Raw genomic sequence first — 17,614 nt, 5'->3', positions numbered from 1 at the left:
ACGCTTCCACATGAAAAAGTCAGACATATGAATATCGCCACATGAAAAAGCCGGCGCGGCCTTGGGCCGCGCCGGCTTTGAAGGATTGGATCGAGGTCTAACGCGATACGAAGCAGTTGCCGCCCGCAGCCTTGTAGCTGGTGCACAAATTGATGGCATCGTTGCGCGACTGGGCCGGAACGCGGACGCGGTAGAACGTGCCCTTGCCGGCAATCTCGGCCTTGACGATGTTGGCCGTACGGCCGGAAAGCACGCTGCCATAGCGGCGCTGCAGATCCTGGTAGGTCGACTGGGCGCTGTCCACCGTCGGCTGCGAAGCGATCTGTATCGACCACGAACCGCTGCCGGTCGCGGTCGCGGCCGGATCGATGGAAGCAACCTGATCGGGCTTGACCTCGCCGACCACATCGACGGGCTGGTCGGACGGGCGCTGCGGCGCGATCGCAACCTTGGCTGGCGTGTTGGCCGACTGCGCCTTGGCTTCAGCCTTGGCAGGTTTGGCGGCGGGCTTCAGAGCCGGCTCATCGTCGGCCTGCGCGGCGGCGGACGCCACGGTGCCAGTCTGGTCGGTGCCAGTCTGGTTGGCGCCAGCCTGGTTGGCGTCAGCCTGGTTGGCGTCAGCCTGGCCGGCAGGCGCCACATGCTGTGGCGCCGGATCGGTCGGCTCCGCCGCGGCCACTTGCGGTGCCGCCGGTGCCGGGTCCTCGCGCGCCACCAGTGAGCCGTCGGACTTGACCACCATGGTCCTGACCTTGCGCGGCGCAACGGCAACGACATCGTTGTTGGTGCCCTTGTCGGCCTCCTGCAGGACCTGCGCGATGCGATCCTCCGACTTCGGCGCGGGCGCCGCATTGTCGGCCGGGGCCGCGCCAGCGGTCGAAACCTCGCCACCGCCATCCATGCCGGCTGCAGCGTTCTGATCGGGAGAAAGATCGACGGCGCGGGCCGGGTCCTTCGCCTGCACGTCCACCGGTTCCTCGACGTTGGTGACAAGCTTCTGCTGGACCGGCTCGGCGGGCTTCGCGCCCTTGACCACCGCGTCATAGACCTTGTTGTCCTGGTTCGGCACCACGGTGCCGCCCGGATTTTCCGGTTTGACCTTGATCGGCGAATTGTCGGCCTTGACGATCACCGGAGCTTCGCTGCCGCCCTTGCCGCCCAAAGACAGCGCGAAGGCGCCAAGACCGCCAGCGACCGCCACGGCGCCGACAATCGCGGCAATGAACAGGCCGCGCCGGCCCGACGGCCGTGCGGCTTCCCGCTCGCCGAAGCCCGGAACCGACATCGCTTCGTCCAGTTCGGGATCGTAGTCGAGTTCATCGACGGTAAAATCGTCCGCCTGCGAGACCGGCTGGCTACCAGGCAGTTTGTCGAGGTCGAAGCCTTCGGCAGCATCGGCATAGGCCGAAGCCGAAGCCCGAGCAGGCATTTCCGCCGGCCGTGCCGCATAAGTCCGCGCTTCCGGTTGATAGGCCTGCCTGGGCTCTTCATTGGCCCCGCCATATCCCGGATTGATCCTATCATATCCCGGATTGGCAGCGTCATATCCTGGATTGGCGGCGCCATATCCCTGGTTGAACCCGGCATTGTAGGATTCGTCGGCATAAGCGGCAGCGCTGGCGGCAGCAGGCGCGACCTCCACGGAATTCATTTCAGTCAGAAGGCTGGCGAATTCGGCGTCGAGATCGTCATAACCGGATGCTGCCGGCTCATCTTCCTCGAAATGCAACTCTGGAATGTCGAGATCGTCGGCCAGCGCCACGACGCGCTCCGGCACATCGACCGTCTCGACATCGGGCATCTCTTCATAAGGCGAGGACTGCGGTGCCGAGACCGGAGCCAAATAGGGAGCAGCTGCAACCGGCACTGTGGGCACTGTGGCCACTTCGGGTGCTGCCGTCCTGCCCCCCATAGAGGCGGCAGGCTGCGCGGCAAATGCCGGCTGTTGGGGAACCGGTGTCACGCGGCTCCAAGAACGGGCCGGCTCCGACTGTGCGGAGCGATCCGCCAGCCAATCGAGTGAATCGGCCTGATCCCGCCGGGACACTGTTTCGTCACGCGGATCGATGCTTTTGGCCAGGGCGGCGTCGAGGGCATCGTTGTCGATATCGACATCGCCCTGTTCATCCGAGCCGAAATCCTGATCCTGAAGTTCATCGAGCAGTTGGTCGTCGAGGTTGGCGTCGGCGGCCTGGGCAGAGCCGGAGTGATGCACATCCTGGGATCCTGGTTCATCGAGGTCCCAGTCGAGGTCACCAACAAGATCGGCGGGTTCCTCCGCGGCCTTCGCGGTCGCGGCTAGAGGCGGCTGAACGGGCGTCGCGGTTCGCTGAGTGACGACTGGCTGAGCCATGGCCAACTCCTTGGCCGGCGGCACCGCGCGCGCGGTCATGGCGCCAAGAAGCGCGTTCAACTCATCTTCGAGGCTTCGTTCGTCCTCGATGGGTGCTTGCACCGGCGGCGCAATGGTTGCCACGGGCGCTGCCGGCTGCGCCGGAGCCGTGGCGATTTCAGCGACGGGCTCTTCGGCAGGCTGGGCAAACGCCTCCTCCAAATTCAGGTCGGAAGCGTCATCCGAAACGGCGTCTGGATTCTGGTCCTTCGTGTCGACGGCATCGGCAAGCAACTCGTGCGCTTGCGTCTCGTCAAAAGCCCCTGGCTCATCCGCCTGAACGTCAAAATCCACGTCGACATCGGCCATGGCATCGTCGAAGTGGCCCACGAAATCCTCGTCGGAGATCGCCTGGGTTTCATTCGCTGCGGCCAGTACAGGGTCCGGATATTCGACAGCAGCCTCTTGGCGCTGATCCGCCGGATGGTCGTCGAGCATCAGCTCGTCTTCGAGCGAGATCGCGACCGCATCGTCGAATTCATCATCGGAGGCCGGCTCGACGGCCACCGGCACTTCGGAAACCGGCGCTCCGGCAACCGGCGATTCAACGGCAGACCGGGTCTCGGCGGCCTCGTCCTCGATATGGAAATCCTGGTCGAGGGAGGCGGCAAGCTCGTCCTCCATCGGCAGATCGTCGTCGAAGGGCGAAACGTCTTCTAGAGAACTGGCGACGGCATTGTCGAAATCAGCGTCGAAGGCAGGCTCGACGGACGGCACAGCTTCCGAGGCGCCAGGTTCCGCATGGCTGGCGACGACCGCCTGGTCATCGGCATCCGACATGTCCAGGCGGAAATCGTCATCGAGCGACAGCGCAAGATCGTCGTCCGCCACATCGACGGCCATCGGCTCGAATGCCGGCTCATGAGCCTCGACAACTGGAGCAGCAACGCTTTCGGCGGCGTCGAACTCGCCCATCAGTTCCTTCTCGAGGTCGATGTCGAAATCGCCCTCTCCCGCAGTCTCGTCGGTGACAGCGGCTTTCGGCTCTGCCGGCGCCTGCGGCTTGACCGGCTGGCGCGGGTCGAATCCCATGATCCTGGTCAGTTCCGCGAACGGATCATCGTTGGCGATGTCGTTGTTGTCGGCTGCTCTCAGCTGGGTTCTGTCTGCCATTATTGTTCCCGAACTCGCACTCATTCGGACGCCTTGGACGTCGCGCAGGGTTGGCCCTTACCAGCGCAATGTGGGCAAAAGGTGACAGGTTTTTTAGTCAAACCTAACGCATTTCGGTGGGCGCGGCGGCCCCGATCAACGTCAGGCCGGACGTCAGAACATCCGAAACAGCCTGCACCAGCCCTAGTCTGGCATGCGTCAATTGTCGGTCGTTAACCTTAACAAAACGTAAGTCCGGATTATCCGTGCCACGGTTCCAGTGTCCATGGAAGCTGGAAGCCAGATCATAGAGATAAAATGCCAGCCGATGTGGCTCGAGCGCAAGAGCAGCGGATTCGATCAGGCGCGGATATTCGGCGAGCTTCCGGATCAGGCCGATTTCGCCTTCGTCGGTCAGTAACGTTGCCGCGGCCGCCAGGCTGTTGCGATCGAAATTCGCCTCCCCCAACTGTTCGCTCGCCTGGCGGAACACCGAATGGCAGCGCGCCGAGGCGTACTGCACGTAGAACACCGGATTGTCCTTGGACTGCTCGGTCACCTTGGCGAAGTCGAAATCGAGCGGTGCATCGTTCTTGCGATAGAGCATCATGAAGCGGATCGGATCGCGTCCGACTTCTTCCACCACCTCGCGCAGCGTCACGAAGTCGCCGGACCGCTTCGACATGCGCACCGGCTCGCCATCGCGAAACAGCTTGACCAGATTGCACAAGAGGACGGTGAGCTTGACGTCGTCGCCGGCAATCGCGCGCGCCAAGGCTTCCAGGCGCTTGACGTAGCCGCCATGGTCGGCGCCGAGAACATAGATCAGGTCGACGAAGCCGCGATCGACCTTGTCCTTCAGATACGCCACATCGGCGGCGAAATAGGTGAACGAGCCATCGGACTTGACCAGCGCCCTGTCCATGTCGTCGCCGACGGCCGTCGAGCGGAACAGCGTCTGTTCGCGGTCCTCCCAGTCGTCCGGCTTCTCGCCCTTGGGCGGCGGCAGCTTGCCCTTGTAGATATGGCCCTTCAGCGTCAGGTCGTTGATCGCCGAGCGGATCTTCCTGGCATTGTCGGCATGCAGCGTGCGTTCGGAAAAGAACACGTCGTGATGCACGTTGAGCAGCGCAAGATCCTCGCGGATCATCGCCATCATCGCATCGATGGTCCGGTCCTTGACGATGGCCAGCGCCTCGTCATCCGGCATCTGCAGCAACGAACGGCCGAACTCCCTGACCAGAGCCTGGCCGACGGAGACAAGATAGTCACCGGGATAAAGCCCTGCCGGAATCTCGCCGATATCTTCTCCAAGCGCTTCGCGGTAGCGCAGCATCGCCGAGCGCCCAAGCACGTCGATCTGGGAGCCGGCGTCGTTGATGACATATTCCTTGGTCACGTCGTAACCGGCGAACGCCATCAGATTGGCGAGCGCGTCACCGACGACGGCACCCCGGCAATGGCCGACATGCATCGGCCCGGTCGGGTTGGCCGAGACATATTCGACATTGGTTTTGTGGCCGGCGCCGATCGTCGAGCGGCCGTAGTTGCGCCCCTCGCCCAGAAGCGCCGACAGATGCGCCTGCCAGAAACCGTCCTTGAGCCGCAGATTGACGAAGCCGGGACCGGCGACGTCAGCGGCGGCGATATCGCTGTCGGCCCGCAGCGCTTCCGCCAGTTTCTCGGCCAGCGCACGCGGGTTCTGACCGGCTGGCTTGGCCAGCACCATTGCCGCATTGGTCGCGAGATCGCCATGACTGGCGTCGCGCGGCGGCTCGACGGCGATGCGCGACAGATCAGGCGAAACGCCGTCCTTGTCTTTCAGGTCAAGCGCTTCGACAGCCTTTACGACTCGCGCTGTGAAATCGGCGAAGATGTTCATGGTGTATGCTCTGGTGGCTTTATGACGAATCCGGCCCTTTGGCCGGCAAATCGAGCCCGCCCTAGCTCAAATCCGGGGTGCGGTCAAACAAACGCCTGTGTTCCTTGAGGGCGTAGGTGTCGGTCATGCCGGCCAGGAAATCGGCGACGCTGCGCGCCTTGATGCGATCCTCGGCGCGGTCCAACCCTTCACGCCAGCCGTCCGGCATGGCGCGTGGGTCGGCGAAATAGATATCGAACAGGTCCCTGACGATCTGCTCGGCGTCCGCGCGCACCCGCATGACCTCCTCGTGCCGGTAGAGATGCTTGTAGAGAAAGGCCTTCAGTTCCTTCTCGGCTTCCGCCATTTCGGCCGAAAATGTCACCATCGTCTCGCCCGCCGCCCTCACCGCATCGGCGCTCAGCGGCCCGATCCGTTCCAGATTGGCGGTCGTTGACTTGATCACATCCTCGACCATGGCCGTGATCTGCCGCCGCATCAATTCGTGGCCGGTGCGCACGCCATCGAGCCTGGGATAGCGCTCGCGCACGCTCTTCAGGATCGTTCCAGGCAGCGAAACGGCCTTCAGCATGTCCAGCGTCAGCAGCCCTGACCGCAGCCCATCGTCGATATCATGCGTGTTGTAGGCGATATCGTCGGCAATCGCCGCGCATTGCGCTTCGATGCCGGCGAACCGGTCGAGTTCGAGATCCTGCAATTGCGAGTAATCTCGGATCGCCTGCGGTACCGGCCCTTTCAGGCCCTTGCCGCCGCTGTCGGTGAGCGGACCATTATGCTTGACCAGGCCTTCCAGCGTTTCCCAGCTCAGATTGAGCCCATCGAATTCAGCGTAGCGCGCCTCCAGCCTCGTGACGATGCGCAGGGATTGTGCGTTGTGGTCGAAGCCGCCCCACGCCGCCATCTTTTCGTTCAGCGCGTCCTCGCCTGTGTGGCCAAAGGGCGTGTGGCCGAAATCATGCACCAGCGCCACCGCCTCGGCGAGATCCTCGTCACCGCGCAGCGCCCGCGCCAGCGCACGCGCGATCTGCGCCACTTCGATCGAATGGGTCAGCCGCGTGCGGTAATGGTCGCCTTCATGGGCGATGAAGACTTGCGTCTTGTGTTTGAGCCGGCGGAAGGCCGTCGAATGGATGATCCGGTCGCGGTCGCGCTGGAACGGCGTGCGGGTCGGGCTCTCGGCTTCGTCGAAAAGCCGGCCGCGCGAGCGCGCGGGTTCCGTCGCATAGGCCGCGCGCGGCCGATAGCCGAATCCGATGTCGCCAAGCTCATTTGTCATGGCTGATGCCGCCGCAGTTGACTTGCCCCGTCGCGCTTCATACCTATCATGTGAAACCGAAAGCAAGGTGACGCCCATGGGCGCGGATGCCAAGACCGCCATGAAAGTCGAGATGACCGAGGCTGCCGCCAAGCGGATCGCCAGGATTGTTTCGGCCGAAGCCGGCAAGACAGCGCTGCGCGTCTCTGTCGAAGGCGGCGGCTGCTCGGGCTTTTCCTACAAATTCGATCTGGTCGATGCTCGCAACGACGACGACGTCGCCATCGAGAAGGATGGCGCAACGGTGCTGATCGACGATCTGTCCCTGGTCTATATGGGCGGCTCGGTCATCGACTTCGTCGACGATTTGATGGGCCAGTCGTTCCAGATCAGAAACCCGAATGCGGTCGCCTCCTGCGGCTGCGGCACCAGCTTCTCCATCTAGGACCGAGATGCCCGCAACTGGGGCGGTTCGTCAGGTTGCGCTCTCCGCCGGTCGCGACCTCGACGCGACGGTGGCCTTTTGGCGTGATGTTCTCGGCATGAAGGTGCATGCGCGGTTCGATCCGCCCGGCATCGCCTTCATCATGGCCGGCGATGTCAGGCTGTTGTTCACCGACGGCATCCCGGCCGGCACCATCTATCTCGACATCGCTGGCCTCGAAGCCTTCCACGCCGAGGCAAAGGCAGCCGGCATTCCCTTCACCGCGCCGCCAACATTGGTCCATCGCGACACCGAAGGCCAGTTCGGTCCGCCGGGGGAAAGCGAATGGATGGCCTTTATAAAGGACCCCGCAGGCAATACGGTCGGACTCGTCGAACGCCTTTCGCCGCAGGAACAATGAGACCGTCATGAAAATCGTCACCTGGAACATCAACGGCGTGCGCGCCCGCATCGGCAACCTTACCCATTGGCTGACCGAAAGCGCACCCGACATCGTCTGCCTGCAAGAGATCAAGACGGTCGACGACCAGTTCCCGCGCGCCGAGATCGAGGCGCTTGGCTACAATGTCGAAACCCATGGCCAGAAGGGCTTCAACGGTGTCGCGCTGCTGTCGAAATTGCGTTTCGACGAGGTTATCAAAGGCCTGCCGGGCGACGATGCCGACGAACAGGCGCGCTTCATCGAAGGCGTGTTCTCGACTGACAAGGGGGCGCTTCGCGTCGCCTCGCTCTATCTGCCGAACGGCAACCCGATCGATGACGAGAAGAAGTTCCCCTTCAAGCTGTCGTGGATGGCCCGGCTGGAGCGGTGGGCGCAGGAGCGCCTGAGGCTGGAAGAGGCGCTGGTGCTGGCCGGCGACTACAACGTCATTCCCGAGCCGATCGACGCGCGGTTTCCGGAGAACTGGCTGGGCGATGCGCTGTTCCAGCCGCAGACGCGGCAGGCCTTCCGGCGGCTGCTGAACCTCGGCTTCACCGAAGCCGTGCGCGCGGTCACCGATGCCCCGGACACCTACACCTTCTGGGACTATCAGGCCGGCGCCTGGCAGAAGAACAACGGCATCCGCATCGACCATCTGCTGTTGTCGCCGGAAGCCGCGAACCGGTTCTCGTCGGCGTCGATCGAAAAGCATGTGCGCGCCTGGGAAAAACCGTCCGATCATGTCCCGGTGGCGATCGACCTCGCGCTGCAGCCCGCCTGACGCACCCGTCTGCAGCCGAATCGTCCGGACCTCATATCGCCACATTCCGACGCATGATGGGAGATCATCATGGCGGCCGGGGTTCCCATGACCATTCGATTTGCTCTTTGTCCGATCGGCTTGGCATTCGCTACGGCCGCGATCGTGCCTGCCTTCGCCGCGCAGGAATGTCTTGCCAATGGAAAATCCTATGCCGTCGGCCAGGTCGCCTGCCTGACGGTTGCCGATCAGAGTCATTTGGCGCGCTGCGATATGGTGCTGAACAACACATCCTGGACCAAGGTTGGCGATAGCTGCCCCGCAAACACAACGGCGCCGCACCTGCACGTGAGGCCGATCTCGACACCCGCGGCAAGCATGGCACCGACGGAGCCGACCGAGAAATGAGTGCCTCGAGTGGCGGGCGGTGTTGCTTTGCAAGCGACCGCTCGGCCATGTTTCCAGATTGAAGAATTTCCGCGAGGGCCGTGAAGAAATAGGGTTGTCGACCCTACTCCTGATCGGCGTTGTTGCCCTTGGTCAGGATGTCGTCCGCCAGCGAGATCGCGGTGCGGCGGTCGGCTTCGCCGGCCGCGGCGAAGGCCTCTTCCTGCATGCCGCGGATCCAGGGCTGATCGGCCGGCGATGCACGCTCGAGGGCCGCGGTCATCATCGCCAGGCCGCGCACGATCTTGCCGCTCTGGAACAACAGGTGGCCAAGCGTCGCTTGCGCACCGGCATGGCCCTTCTCGGCGGCGAGCTGGAACCAGCGCCCGGCCTGCCTGACGCTGGCCTTCACGCCGCCCTCGCCCTTCAGGAACATCTGGCCCATCTCGAACTGGGCGTTCGGATTGCGGTAGTTGGCGGCGGCGCGCATGTAGTATTCCTGCGCCGCCACTTCGTTCTCGGTGACCGGGCTGCCGGGAATGCCCTTGCGCAGATAGTCGCCCAGCGCCACCAGCGCGTCGGAGACGTAGCTTTCTTCCGGAGAGCCGGGCTCGACGTCCTGGTCGACGATCTCCGAGAAGAACTTGAACGCCTCATAATCGTCGCGGGCCACGCCGTCGCCTTCGGCATACATGCGGGCAAGCTTCCAGGTGGCGCCGATCTGGCCGTTTTCGGCGGCGTATTTATAGGCCTCGGCTGCCTGCTCCTTGTGGCCGCTCTTGTAGGCGGAGAAACCGAACTGGAACACCGCCCAGGGGCTCGACTGCGGCTTGACGCCGGTCTTGTCGTCGAACACCTTGTCGTCGAAGGCCATGGCCTGGCCCACGGCGCCAAAGATCGCAACCGCGACCAGTGCCGAAAGGACGGATGACCTCAACAACTCTGGTGTTGACTTCAACAACTCAGATATCCGCATAGCAGTGTGTTTCTTTCGCACCGCCCGGATGGGTGACCGCGCCATCCCTGGCGGACCCTACCGTCTGTGCGTATTTCCATATCGCGCCCGACTGATAGTCGGTCGTGCGCGCCTTCCATGTCTTCGCCCGCGCCGCCAACTCGCTATCGGACAGCGCCACGTCGATCGTGCCGTTCACCGCGTCGATCGAGATCACGTCGCCATCCCTGATGAGACCGATCGGACCGCCAACCGCCGCTTCCGGGCCGACATGGCCGATGCAGAAGCCGCGTGTCGCGCCGGAGAAGCGGCCGTCGGTGATCAGCGCCACCTTGCCGCCCATGCCCTGGCCGTAGAGCGCCGCGGTCGTCGACAGCATCTCACGCATGCCCGGGCCGCCGCGCGGTCCCTCATAGCGGATGACCAGAACCTCGCCTTCCCGATAGGCGCGGTTCGTCACCGCCTCAAAACATTCCTCTTCCGAATCGAAGCAGCGCGCCGGGCCGGAGAATTTCAACTCCGCCATGCCCGCGACCTTCACGATCGCGCCTTCGGGGGCAAGATTTCCTCTCAAGCCCACGACACCGCCGGTTTGGGTAATAGGTCTGTTGGCCGGGCGGACCACATCCTGGTGTTCATTCCAGGCAACGTGTTCCATATTTTCGGCCAAAGTACGGCCAGTGACCGTCAGGCAATCGCCATGCAGATAGCCGTGATCGAGCAGCGTCTTCATCAGCAGCGGAATGCCGCCTGCCTCGAACATGTCCTTGGCAACATATTTGCCGCCTGGCTTGAGATCGGCGATGTAAGGCGTCTTCTCGAAGATTTTCGCCACGTCGAACAGGTCGAATTTGATCCCCGCCTCATGCGCGATCGCCGGCAGGTGCAGCGCCGCATTGGTCGAGCCTCCGGTGGCTGAAACCACCGTCGCCGCGTTTTCCAGCGCCTTCAGCGTGACGATGTCGCGCGGCCGGATGTTTTTGGCGATCAACTCCATGACCTTTTCGCCCGAGGCGAAATTGAAGCGGTCGCGCATTTCGTAGGGCGCCGGTGCGCCGCAGGAATAGGGCAGCGCGAGACCGATTGCCTCCGCGACGGTGGCCATGGTGTTGGCGGTGAACTGGGCGCCGCAGGAACCGGCCGAGGGACAGGCGGCCTGCTCGATTTCGAGCAGTTCGACATCGTCTATCGTGCCGACCGAATGCTGGCCGACCGCCTCGAACACATCCTGTACGGTTATCTGGCGGCCGCGATAGCTGCCCGGCAGGATCGAACCGCCATAGATGAAGATCGACGGCACATTGAGCCGCACCATGGCCATCATCATCCCGGGCAGCGACTTGTCGCATCCGGCGAGACCGACCAGCGCGTCGTAGCAATGGCCGCGCATGGTGAGTTCGACCGAATCGGCGATGACCTCGCGCGACACCAGCGACGACTTCATCCCCTGGTGACCCATGGCGATGCCGTCGGTGACGGTGATGGTGCAGAATTCGCGCGGCGTGCCGTTGGCGGCGGCCACGCCCTTCTTGACCACCTGTGCCTGGCGCATCAGCGAGATGTTGCAAGGCGCTGCCTCATTCCAGCAGGACGCGACGCCGACCAGCGGCTGCGCGATCTCAGCCGCCGACAGGCCCATGGCATAGAGATAGGAGCGGTGCGGCGCACGCGCCGGACCGACAGTCACATAGCGGCTAGGGAGCTTAGCCTTTGAAATGACCTTGGCGTCCATTCTCATCCTTGCCGCGGGCGGTGCGGCCTGCCCCATCGCCGAGCCTTTTGGCGCGTGTCCCGGAACGAGTTCGAGGTGCGCCGGGTTTATGGCGGGAAATGGGCAATTTTCTCGGCCTGACCTTTAGCGGAGGGGTTGTTCAAAAAGTGTTGCCAAAACGTCACATTTGTACGATGCGGCCGAGGTGCGGCTTATATGCAGCTTAGCTTGGATAACAGACTTGTCGGCAAGGCCGGCTCAAACAAAAAAGGCCGAGCGATGCCCGGCCTTTTCTTATAATATTCATAATGTTAGAACTTGATCTTGAGACCGCCGGAAACCGCCGTCACCAGATCATTGCCGAAGTCGTAGCTGACCTCGGTCCCGGCTGGATAGCCGATGGCATCGACCACCACTCCAGAATGGCCGCTGGTCAGCACCCCGATTGCGCCCGCCAGACGGAGTTCGATGTTGGGTCGCGGCGTATAGGCGACGCCCCCGCCCAACGTCCAGGTATCGGTCTGGTCGCCATATCCGTGCGATGTGCCACGATCCCAAGAGATTTGCGCGGCACCGCTCCATTGTTCGTTGAACTGATGGCCAATGCCGCCGGTGACCGTCCAGCCATCGCGATACATCAGGTCGAGCGAGGTTAGCCTGACAGGACTAGGGGAAACCGACGTGCAGGGTGCGAGACCCTTGCTTGCCTCCGAGCAAATCGGAACACTTTGCAGCACGCTCCAATTGACCCACTTGATCGAACCGAAAGCAAGCCAACCTGGGGCGATGCCGGATTGAAGCTTCAATTCCACGGAATCCGGCATCTTCGCCGTACCGTAAATATCGGTCAGCGCGGAAGAGCCGGCAGGTAGGAAAGCCGCAATCGGAGCCAGGGATGTCGTATCGAGCGTGCCCGAAATGTCGAGCTTGACTTGTGAATTGTAGACGAGACTGGCGCGCAAAGCGATCTCGGGAATTTCGTAGGCGACACCGGCTCGCCAACCCCAGCCGTCGCCCTTCAGATCGACACGGCCGACGAAATTGGCAGGAACGGGGAAGATGCCCGAAAGGTCTGGAACGCCGTCGATATAGCTCGTCTTGTAGCCGTAGACTTCTTGATAGAAAGCGCCGCCGATGAAGCGAAGTTGACCCTTGCCGACATCCATCTTGTAGGAGCAGGTACCGGCGTAATTGTTGCTCTTGATGTTGGTTTCGATGTTGGAATATGAGCCGTTCCAGATGCCCGGGCTCGAACTCGCCCCCCATGGCTGGGAGTAATCCAGCAAGCAATCCACACCATGACCGAGCGACGCCTTGACGCCGAAGTAAGGTACCCAATAGTCGTCGGTGTTGCGCGTCGAGTTCTTGCCGCTCAACGGGGCGGGATTTCCGGACGTATCCACCGCGTTCTTCAGTTTGCGCTGTGGTGACACGTAGGTCGCATCGGCGTTCACTGTGAACGGGGCCGGATCAAACAAAAGGTCGATGTCATAACCGCCACGTTCGATGCCGCCGGCATGCGCCGCATTCACCGACGAGCCGATCAATACGAGTGAAAAGCACCCTGCCCCCAGCAGCGCCTTCAGCCTGTCCATGAGTCTCCTCCCCCGAATTCGAACACAACCCAAGCAAGAACCAATTCGCGTGGGAGACGCAACAACGATTTCAAGAGGCGTACGTGTGCATATTTTCTGGACGCGCTCGTCCGACTGGTGCCGGAGGACATCGCCAATGGAAAAAGCCCCGATTTCGGTGCAAAACTGAAAAAAACTTCTTAAAATCAAATCCGTGCCGATGCGAAAACGCATGCTGGCGATCGATTTGCACGCTGTTACATTACGGCAACATCGCGGCGAAACTTCCGTTTACGTCAACGACAACATCCGCATCGAAGCTAATATGCGCCGGCAGAAAGGCTTTCGGAACGCCCTAAGACGGGCCAAACAACAAGGCCGGGCATTGCCCGGCCTTGTCGGTCGACATCGTTAAAAACTTACCACTTGATGCTGTAGCCACCCGACAGTGCGTAGCCCCAATCGCCCTGAACAGTACGATTGAGGAAAGAAGGCGTGTACTGGGTCTCCGACACCGATGCCAAATAGACCGCGGCGACGCCCAGTCGAAGTTCGCCGCCCAATTTATCCTTCATCGAAAGGCCGGTGCCAATGGTGTAGCTGTCGCCAGTCAGGTCCCAACCTGTGCTTACGCCACGGTCATAGGACGCGAAGACAGTTCCGGAGAACTGATCATTGAACTTGTGGCCAATACCACCTGTGACGGTCCAGCCATCACGCCAGTAATACTGATTGCCGCTCACCAATGCGAGATCAGGCACGTTTAGAACGAGCTGTTTTGTAACCGACCAGTTCGTCCACTTTACACTGCCGTAAGCCAGCCAGCCCGGAGCTATACCCGACTGCGCTTTGAACTCCACCGACTGAGGAAAATTAGCTTGCCCCGTCGCTCCGCTAGGGAGATTCACCCCCAAACGACTTCCCGTACCGCTGGCATCGATGTCGACACCAGACCGGTACATCAACTGCGTGCGAAACGCGATTTCCGGAATGTCATAGGCTATACCGGCGCGCCAACCAAAATTGCTGTCGTGGAGTTTTATACCCAAGACGGAGATGTTGGTGCCAAGCGGAGCGCCCGCAACGAGCGCATAGTTGGTGACTTCGTTGTAGACACCACCGAGCAGCCAGATGCGCCCCTTGCTAAGATCGAACTTCACAGCGCAGGTAGCACCATATTCATACATGGTGAAATCTTCGTTCAGCTTCCCAAGGGTGCCGCTGGAAAGAGGCCATGTCGCGCTGCCGCCATACGATTCTGTCAGAGTGCCTGCGCAAGAAAGGTTGTCTGTCAGTTTGAATTTCACAGCGGCCGAAGGGATGGCATAGGCGTCCGCGTAATTCTCCCCGACCAGATAGGGATTGAGCTGATTCACAGAATATTTTCTGGTGGGCGCGACATACGTCACGCTCGTGCGCATGTTGAAGTTGCCATCTTCAAAAAGAATGTCGGTGTCGGCGGTGCCGCGCGAGAAGCCGCCAGCGTGCGCCGAGCCCATCAAAGCCAGCGAAAAGCACCCTGCCCCCAGCAGTGCTTTCAGACGCAAATTGGTCATGGATGTCCTCCCCGAATAACTAGTGGGTCAAGCTAGAACCAATTCAGGTTAACGGCGCAACAACGAAGTGCCGAGGCGTACATGTACATGCTCGCCAAACCCATTTTCGAGAAAATGCAGAACCGTGCCACAGGAGCAAAAATGGCCCGCGGCACGTCCAGCCAGCCGACAAAATGAACAAAAATAGCCCTAAAAGGCTCAAAAACTGCTAGTTTTGAAGGGAGTTAGCCCCATTGTTACATTATGGCAACAATGGGGCTAAAAGTTTCCGTTTACGTCAATATTAACGCAACGGAATGCCTATTTTCGAGGCAGGTGACGCATGGGAATTCGCCCCGGCGTCATAGGCGAATCTGCCCTTCAGCCGGCGTCGCGAACCCTGGTCAACGCCACTGAAAGCTTGTCCTGGGCGTCGCGATATTCGGCGAGCTTTTCCCGCTCGGCTTCCACGATCTCGGCCGGCGCGCTGGCGACGAATTTCTCATTCGACAGCTTCTTGTGCAGGCGCGCGATTTCCTCGGTCACCTTGACCAGTTCCTTCTGCAACCGCGCGGCCTCCGCGGTGAGGTCGATCAGGCTGCCAAGCGGCAGGCAGATCGTCGCCTCGTTGAGCACCATCTGCGCCGAGCCCTTGGGTGCCGTATCGGCGAGCGAGATGTCACCGACACGCGCCAGCCGCTTGATCGCCGACTCCTCGCGAACCAGCCGTTCGCGCGTCACGTCATTGGCGCCGACCACCACGAGCGGCGCAATGGCCGCCGGCGGCACGTTCATCTCCGAGCGCACCGAGCGGATGCCGGAGACGAGATCGACCAGCCAGTTGATGTCGGCAGCCGCTTCAGCGTCCTCGAAATCCGGCGACGGCCACGCGGCATGGCACAGCAGCGAGGCGCGTTCCTTGCCCTCGCCCGCGGTCTGCGCCCACAGTTCTTCGGTCATGAACGGCATCATCGGATGCAGGAGCTTGTAGATCTCGTCGAGCACGAACGCTACGCAGGCGCGGCTTTCGGCCTTGGCGGCCTCGTCCGTGCCCATGAACACCGGCTTCAGCAGTTCCAGATACCAGTCGCAGAACAGGTTCCAGACGAAGCGGTAGGCGGCTCCAGCCGCCTCGTTGAAGCGATACGCGGTGATGCCGTCGGTGACCTCGCGCGCGGCGCGCGTCAGCTCGGTCAGGATCCAGCGGTTGACCGCCAGCTTGGCGTCGTTCAGCCAGAAATCGTCGTTGCGCGCGACCTCGTTCATCTCGGCAAAGCGTGTCGCGTTCCACAGCTTGGTGCCGAAATTGCGATAGCCGGCGATGCGCGCCGGGTCGAGCTTCACGTCGCGCCCCTGCGCCGCCATCACGGCAAGCGTGAAACGCAGCGCGTCGGCGCCATATTCGTCGATCAGGTCGAGCGGATCGATGACGTTGCCTTTCGACTTCGACATCTTCTGCCCGTTCTTGTCGCGCACCAGTGCGTGCACATAGACGGTGTGGAACGGCTCCTCGTCCATGAAGTGCAGGCCCATCATCATCATGCGGGCAACCCAGAAGAAGATGATGTCGAAGCCGGTCACCAGCACGTCGGTTTGGTAATAGGTCTTCAGCTCCGGCGTCTGGTCCGGCCAGCCCAGCGTCGAGAACGGCCACAGCGCCGACGAGAACCAGGTATCGAGCACATCCTCGTCGCGGGTCAGGATCTCGCCGGGCTTGAAGGTCTCGAGCTTGTCCTCGACCCAGGCCTTCCACGGCCCTTCGAGCGCCAGATAATATTCGATGGCGGCACTCAGCGCCTCTTCCTCGGATTTCTCGACGAAGACGTGCCCGTCCGGCCCATACCAGGCCGGGATCTGATGCCCCCACCAGAGCTGGCGCGAAATGCACCAGGGCTGGATGTTCTCCATCCAGTCGAAATAGGTTTTTTCCCAATTCTTCGGGACGAAATTGGTGCGCCCCTCGCGCACCGAGGCAATCGCCGGCTTGGCGAGTTCGGCCGCGTTGGCATACCACTGTTCGGTGAGGAACGGTTCGATCGGCACCCCGCCGCGGTCGCCATGCGGCACGGTATGGCGATGCGGCTCGACCTTGTCGAGGAAGCCGCCGGCCTCCATCAGTTCGACGATCTTCTTGCGCGCGACGAAGCGGTCGAGGCCGTCGAGCCCGTCCCACACGGCTTGACGCTCCGGCGTCACATCGATGCCGGCGAGGAAGTCCTCATTATCCCTGAGCGTAACGGCGGCCTCGACGGTCAGGACGTTGATCGCCGGCAGCTTGTGGCGCTTGCCGACCTCGAAGTCGTTGAAATCATGCGCCGGCGTGATCTTGACCGCTCCCGACCCCTTTTCCGGATCGGAATACTCGTCGGCCACGACAGGTATCTTGCGCCCGACGATAGGCAGGACGACGTTCTTGCCGACGAGATGCCGGAACCGCTCATCGTCGGGATGCACCGCGACAGCCGTGTCGCCCAGCATCGTCTCGGGGCGCGTCGTCGCCACGGTGATGAAGGTCTTCGGGTTTTCCGTATCGAAAGTCGCGCCTTCGATCGGATAGCGGAAGTGCCAGAGATTGCCGTTGACCTCCTGCTGCTCGACCTCGAGATCGGAGATCGCGGTCAACAGTTTCGGGTCCCAGTTCACAAGGCGCTTGTCCTTGTAGATGAGCCCTTCCTTGTAGAGCGTGACGAACACTTCGAGCACGGCCTTGGACAGGCCCTCGTCCATGGTGAAGCGTTCGCGCGACCAGTCGGCGGAGGCGCCGAGACGTTTCAACTGGTTGAAGATCAACCCACCCGATTCGGCCTTCCACTCCCACACCTTCTCGATGAATTCTTCGCGGGTGAGATCGCGGCGATGGATCTGCTTTTCCATCAGCCGGCGCTCGACCACCATCTGCGTGGCGATGCCGGCATGGTCCATGCCGGGCTGCCACAGGACGTTCTTGCCACGCATGCGCTCGAAGCGAACCAGGATGTCCTGCAGCGTGTTGTTGAGCGCATGGCCCATATGCAGCGAGCCGGTGACATTGGGCGGCGGAATGACGATAGTGAAGGCCTCGGCCCCCTCCTCCGCCCCCGCGCCGGCGCGAAACGCGTCGGCTTCCTCCCACACCTTGGCGATCTTGGGCTCGACGGTCTTGGCGTCGTAAGTCTTTTCAAGCATGGGGAAACGGTCCGCGCTGTCGGGAATTTTGCTGGTTCGG

General features: G+C 61.9%; 12 protein-coding genes. 4 read left to right on the top strand and 8 right to left on the bottom strand.

Annotated elements, in window-relative coordinates:
- Window positions 1-97: 97 nt before the first annotated feature.
- From LB536_RS03175 to LB536_RS03165, 3 genes are all read right to left on the bottom strand, one after another.
- The gene (locus LB536_RS03175; RefSeq protein WP_224590097.1) at window positions 98-3,505 is read right to left on the bottom strand and encodes an SPOR domain-containing protein; all 3,408 of its coding nucleotides are present in this window, start codon (window positions 3,503-3,505) and stop codon (window positions 98-100) included.
- 103 nt (window positions 3,506-3,608) lie between these two features.
- Window positions 3,609-5,366 carry an arginine--tRNA ligase gene (gene argS / locus LB536_RS03170; RefSeq protein WP_140808804.1) on the bottom strand — a complete coding sequence of 586 codons (1,758 nt, stop codon included), beginning with the start codon at window positions 5,364-5,366 and terminating at the stop codon, window positions 3,609-3,611.
- A gap of 61 nt (window positions 5,367-5,427) precedes the next feature.
- Entirely contained in the window at window positions 5,428-6,642 is a 1,215-nt protein-coding gene (locus LB536_RS03165) for a deoxyguanosinetriphosphate triphosphohydrolase (protein WP_224590096.1), read from the bottom strand.
- Window positions 6,643-6,718: 76 nt separating this feature from the next.
- On the opposite strand from LB536_RS03165, the gene erpA reads away from it, so the two are divergent.
- The 4 genes from erpA (at window position 6,719) to LB536_RS03145 (ending at window position 8,655) form a co-directional block, all read left to right on the top strand.
- Window positions 6,719-7,066, top strand: coding sequence for an iron-sulfur cluster insertion protein ErpA (gene erpA / locus LB536_RS03160; RefSeq protein WP_140701617.1), 348 nt, complete (start codon window positions 6,719-6,721; stop codon window positions 7,064-7,066).
- Window positions 7,067-7,073: 7 nt separating this feature from the next.
- Window positions 7,074-7,466 (top strand): VOC family protein, encoded by a 393-nt coding sequence (locus LB536_RS03155; RefSeq protein ID WP_224590095.1) that lies wholly within the window; start codon window positions 7,074-7,076, stop codon window positions 7,464-7,466.
- Window positions 7,467-7,473: 7 nt separating this feature from the next.
- Window positions 7,474-8,268 carry an exodeoxyribonuclease III gene (gene xth, locus LB536_RS03150; protein WP_140761417.1) on the top strand — a complete coding sequence of 265 codons (795 nt, stop codon included), beginning with the start codon at window positions 7,474-7,476 and terminating at the stop codon, window positions 8,266-8,268.
- Between the two features lie 69 nt (window positions 8,269-8,337).
- A complete protein-coding gene (locus LB536_RS03145; protein WP_224590094.1) occupies window positions 8,338-8,655 on the top strand; it encodes a hypothetical protein in 318 nt (105 codons plus the stop codon).
- 103 nt (window positions 8,656-8,758) lie between these two features.
- Here LB536_RS03145 and LB536_RS03140 read toward each other — a convergent pair whose 3' ends face one another.
- The 5 genes from LB536_RS03140 to LB536_RS03120 all read right to left on the bottom strand — a co-directional run bounded on the left by LB536_RS03140 (window position 8,759) and on the right by LB536_RS03120 (window position 17,574).
- On the bottom strand, window positions 8,759-9,610 hold the full coding sequence (locus tag LB536_RS03140) for a tetratricopeptide repeat protein (RefSeq protein ID WP_140761419.1): 852 nt from the start codon (window positions 9,608-9,610) through the stop codon (window positions 8,759-8,761).
- Window positions 9,597-11,321 carry a dihydroxy-acid dehydratase gene (gene ilvD / locus LB536_RS03135; RefSeq protein WP_224590093.1) on the bottom strand — a complete coding sequence of 575 codons (1,725 nt, stop codon included), beginning with the start codon at window positions 11,319-11,321 and terminating at the stop codon, window positions 9,597-9,599. Before ilvD ends, LB536_RS03140 begins: the two co-directional genes overlap by 14 nt.
- 290 nt (window positions 11,322-11,611) lie before the next feature.
- A complete protein-coding gene (locus LB536_RS03130; protein WP_224590347.1) occupies window positions 11,612-12,895 on the bottom strand; it encodes an OmpP1/FadL family transporter in 1,284 nt (427 codons plus the stop codon).
- A gap of 398 nt (window positions 12,896-13,293) precedes the next feature.
- Complete coding sequence (locus LB536_RS03125) at window positions 13,294-14,430, bottom strand: outer membrane protein transport protein (protein WP_224590092.1); 1,137 nt, start codon at window positions 14,428-14,430, stop codon at window positions 13,294-13,296.
- A 360-nt stretch (window positions 14,431-14,790) separates the two neighbouring features.
- A complete protein-coding gene (locus LB536_RS03120; protein WP_224590091.1) occupies window positions 14,791-17,574 on the bottom strand; it encodes a valine--tRNA ligase in 2,784 nt (927 codons plus the stop codon).
- Between the last annotated feature and the right edge of the window lie 40 nt (window positions 17,575-17,614).

Origin of the sequence: Mesorhizobium sp. ES1-3, from assembly GCF_020164795.1 — a bacterium.
Lineage (GTDB): Bacteria > Pseudomonadota > Alphaproteobacteria > Rhizobiales > Rhizobiaceae > Mesorhizobium.
Note: the sequence above shows the minus strand (reverse complement) of the source record. Positions and strands in the feature narration are given on the sequence as shown.

Bases quoted from the DNA above. Each gene is read 5' to 3' on its own strand.
- LB536_RS03120 (WP_224590091.1), bottom strand. From the start codon at position 17,574: ATGCTTGAAAAGACTTACGACGCCAAGACCGTCGAGCCCAAGATCGCC.
- LB536_RS03175 (WP_224590097.1), bottom strand. From the start codon at position 3,505: ATGGCAGACAGAACCCAGCTGAGAGCAGCCGACAACAACGACATCGCC.
- LB536_RS03165 (WP_224590096.1), bottom strand. From the start codon at position 6,642: ATGACAAATGAGCTTGGCGACATCGGATTCGGCTATCGGCCGCGCGCG.
- LB536_RS03155 (WP_224590095.1), top strand. From the start codon at position 7,074: ATGCCCGCAACTGGGGCGGTTCGTCAGGTTGCGCTCTCCGCCGGTCGC.
- LB536_RS03125 (WP_224590092.1), bottom strand. From the start codon at position 14,430: ATGACCAATTTGCGTCTGAAAGCACTGCTGGGGGCAGGGTGCTTTTCG.
- LB536_RS03130 (WP_224590347.1), bottom strand. From the start codon at position 12,895: ATGGACAGGCTGAAGGCGCTGCTGGGGGCAGGGTGCTTTTCACTCGTA.
- erpA (WP_140701617.1), top strand. From the start codon at position 6,719: ATGGGCGCGGATGCCAAGACCGCCATGAAAGTCGAGATGACCGAGGCT.
- argS (WP_140808804.1), bottom strand. From the start codon at position 5,366: ATGAACATCTTCGCCGATTTCACAGCGCGAGTCGTAAAGGCTGTCGAA.
- LB536_RS03145 (WP_224590094.1), top strand. From the start codon at position 8,338: ATGGCGGCCGGGGTTCCCATGACCATTCGATTTGCTCTTTGTCCGATC.
- LB536_RS03140 (WP_140761419.1), bottom strand. From the start codon at position 9,610: ATGCGGATATCTGAGTTGTTGAAGTCAACACCAGAGTTGTTGAGGTCA.
- xth (WP_140761417.1), top strand. From the start codon at position 7,474: ATGAAAATCGTCACCTGGAACATCAACGGCGTGCGCGCCCGCATCGGC.
- ilvD (WP_224590093.1), bottom strand. From the start codon at position 11,321: ATGGACGCCAAGGTCATTTCAAAGGCTAAGCTCCCTAGCCGCTATGTG.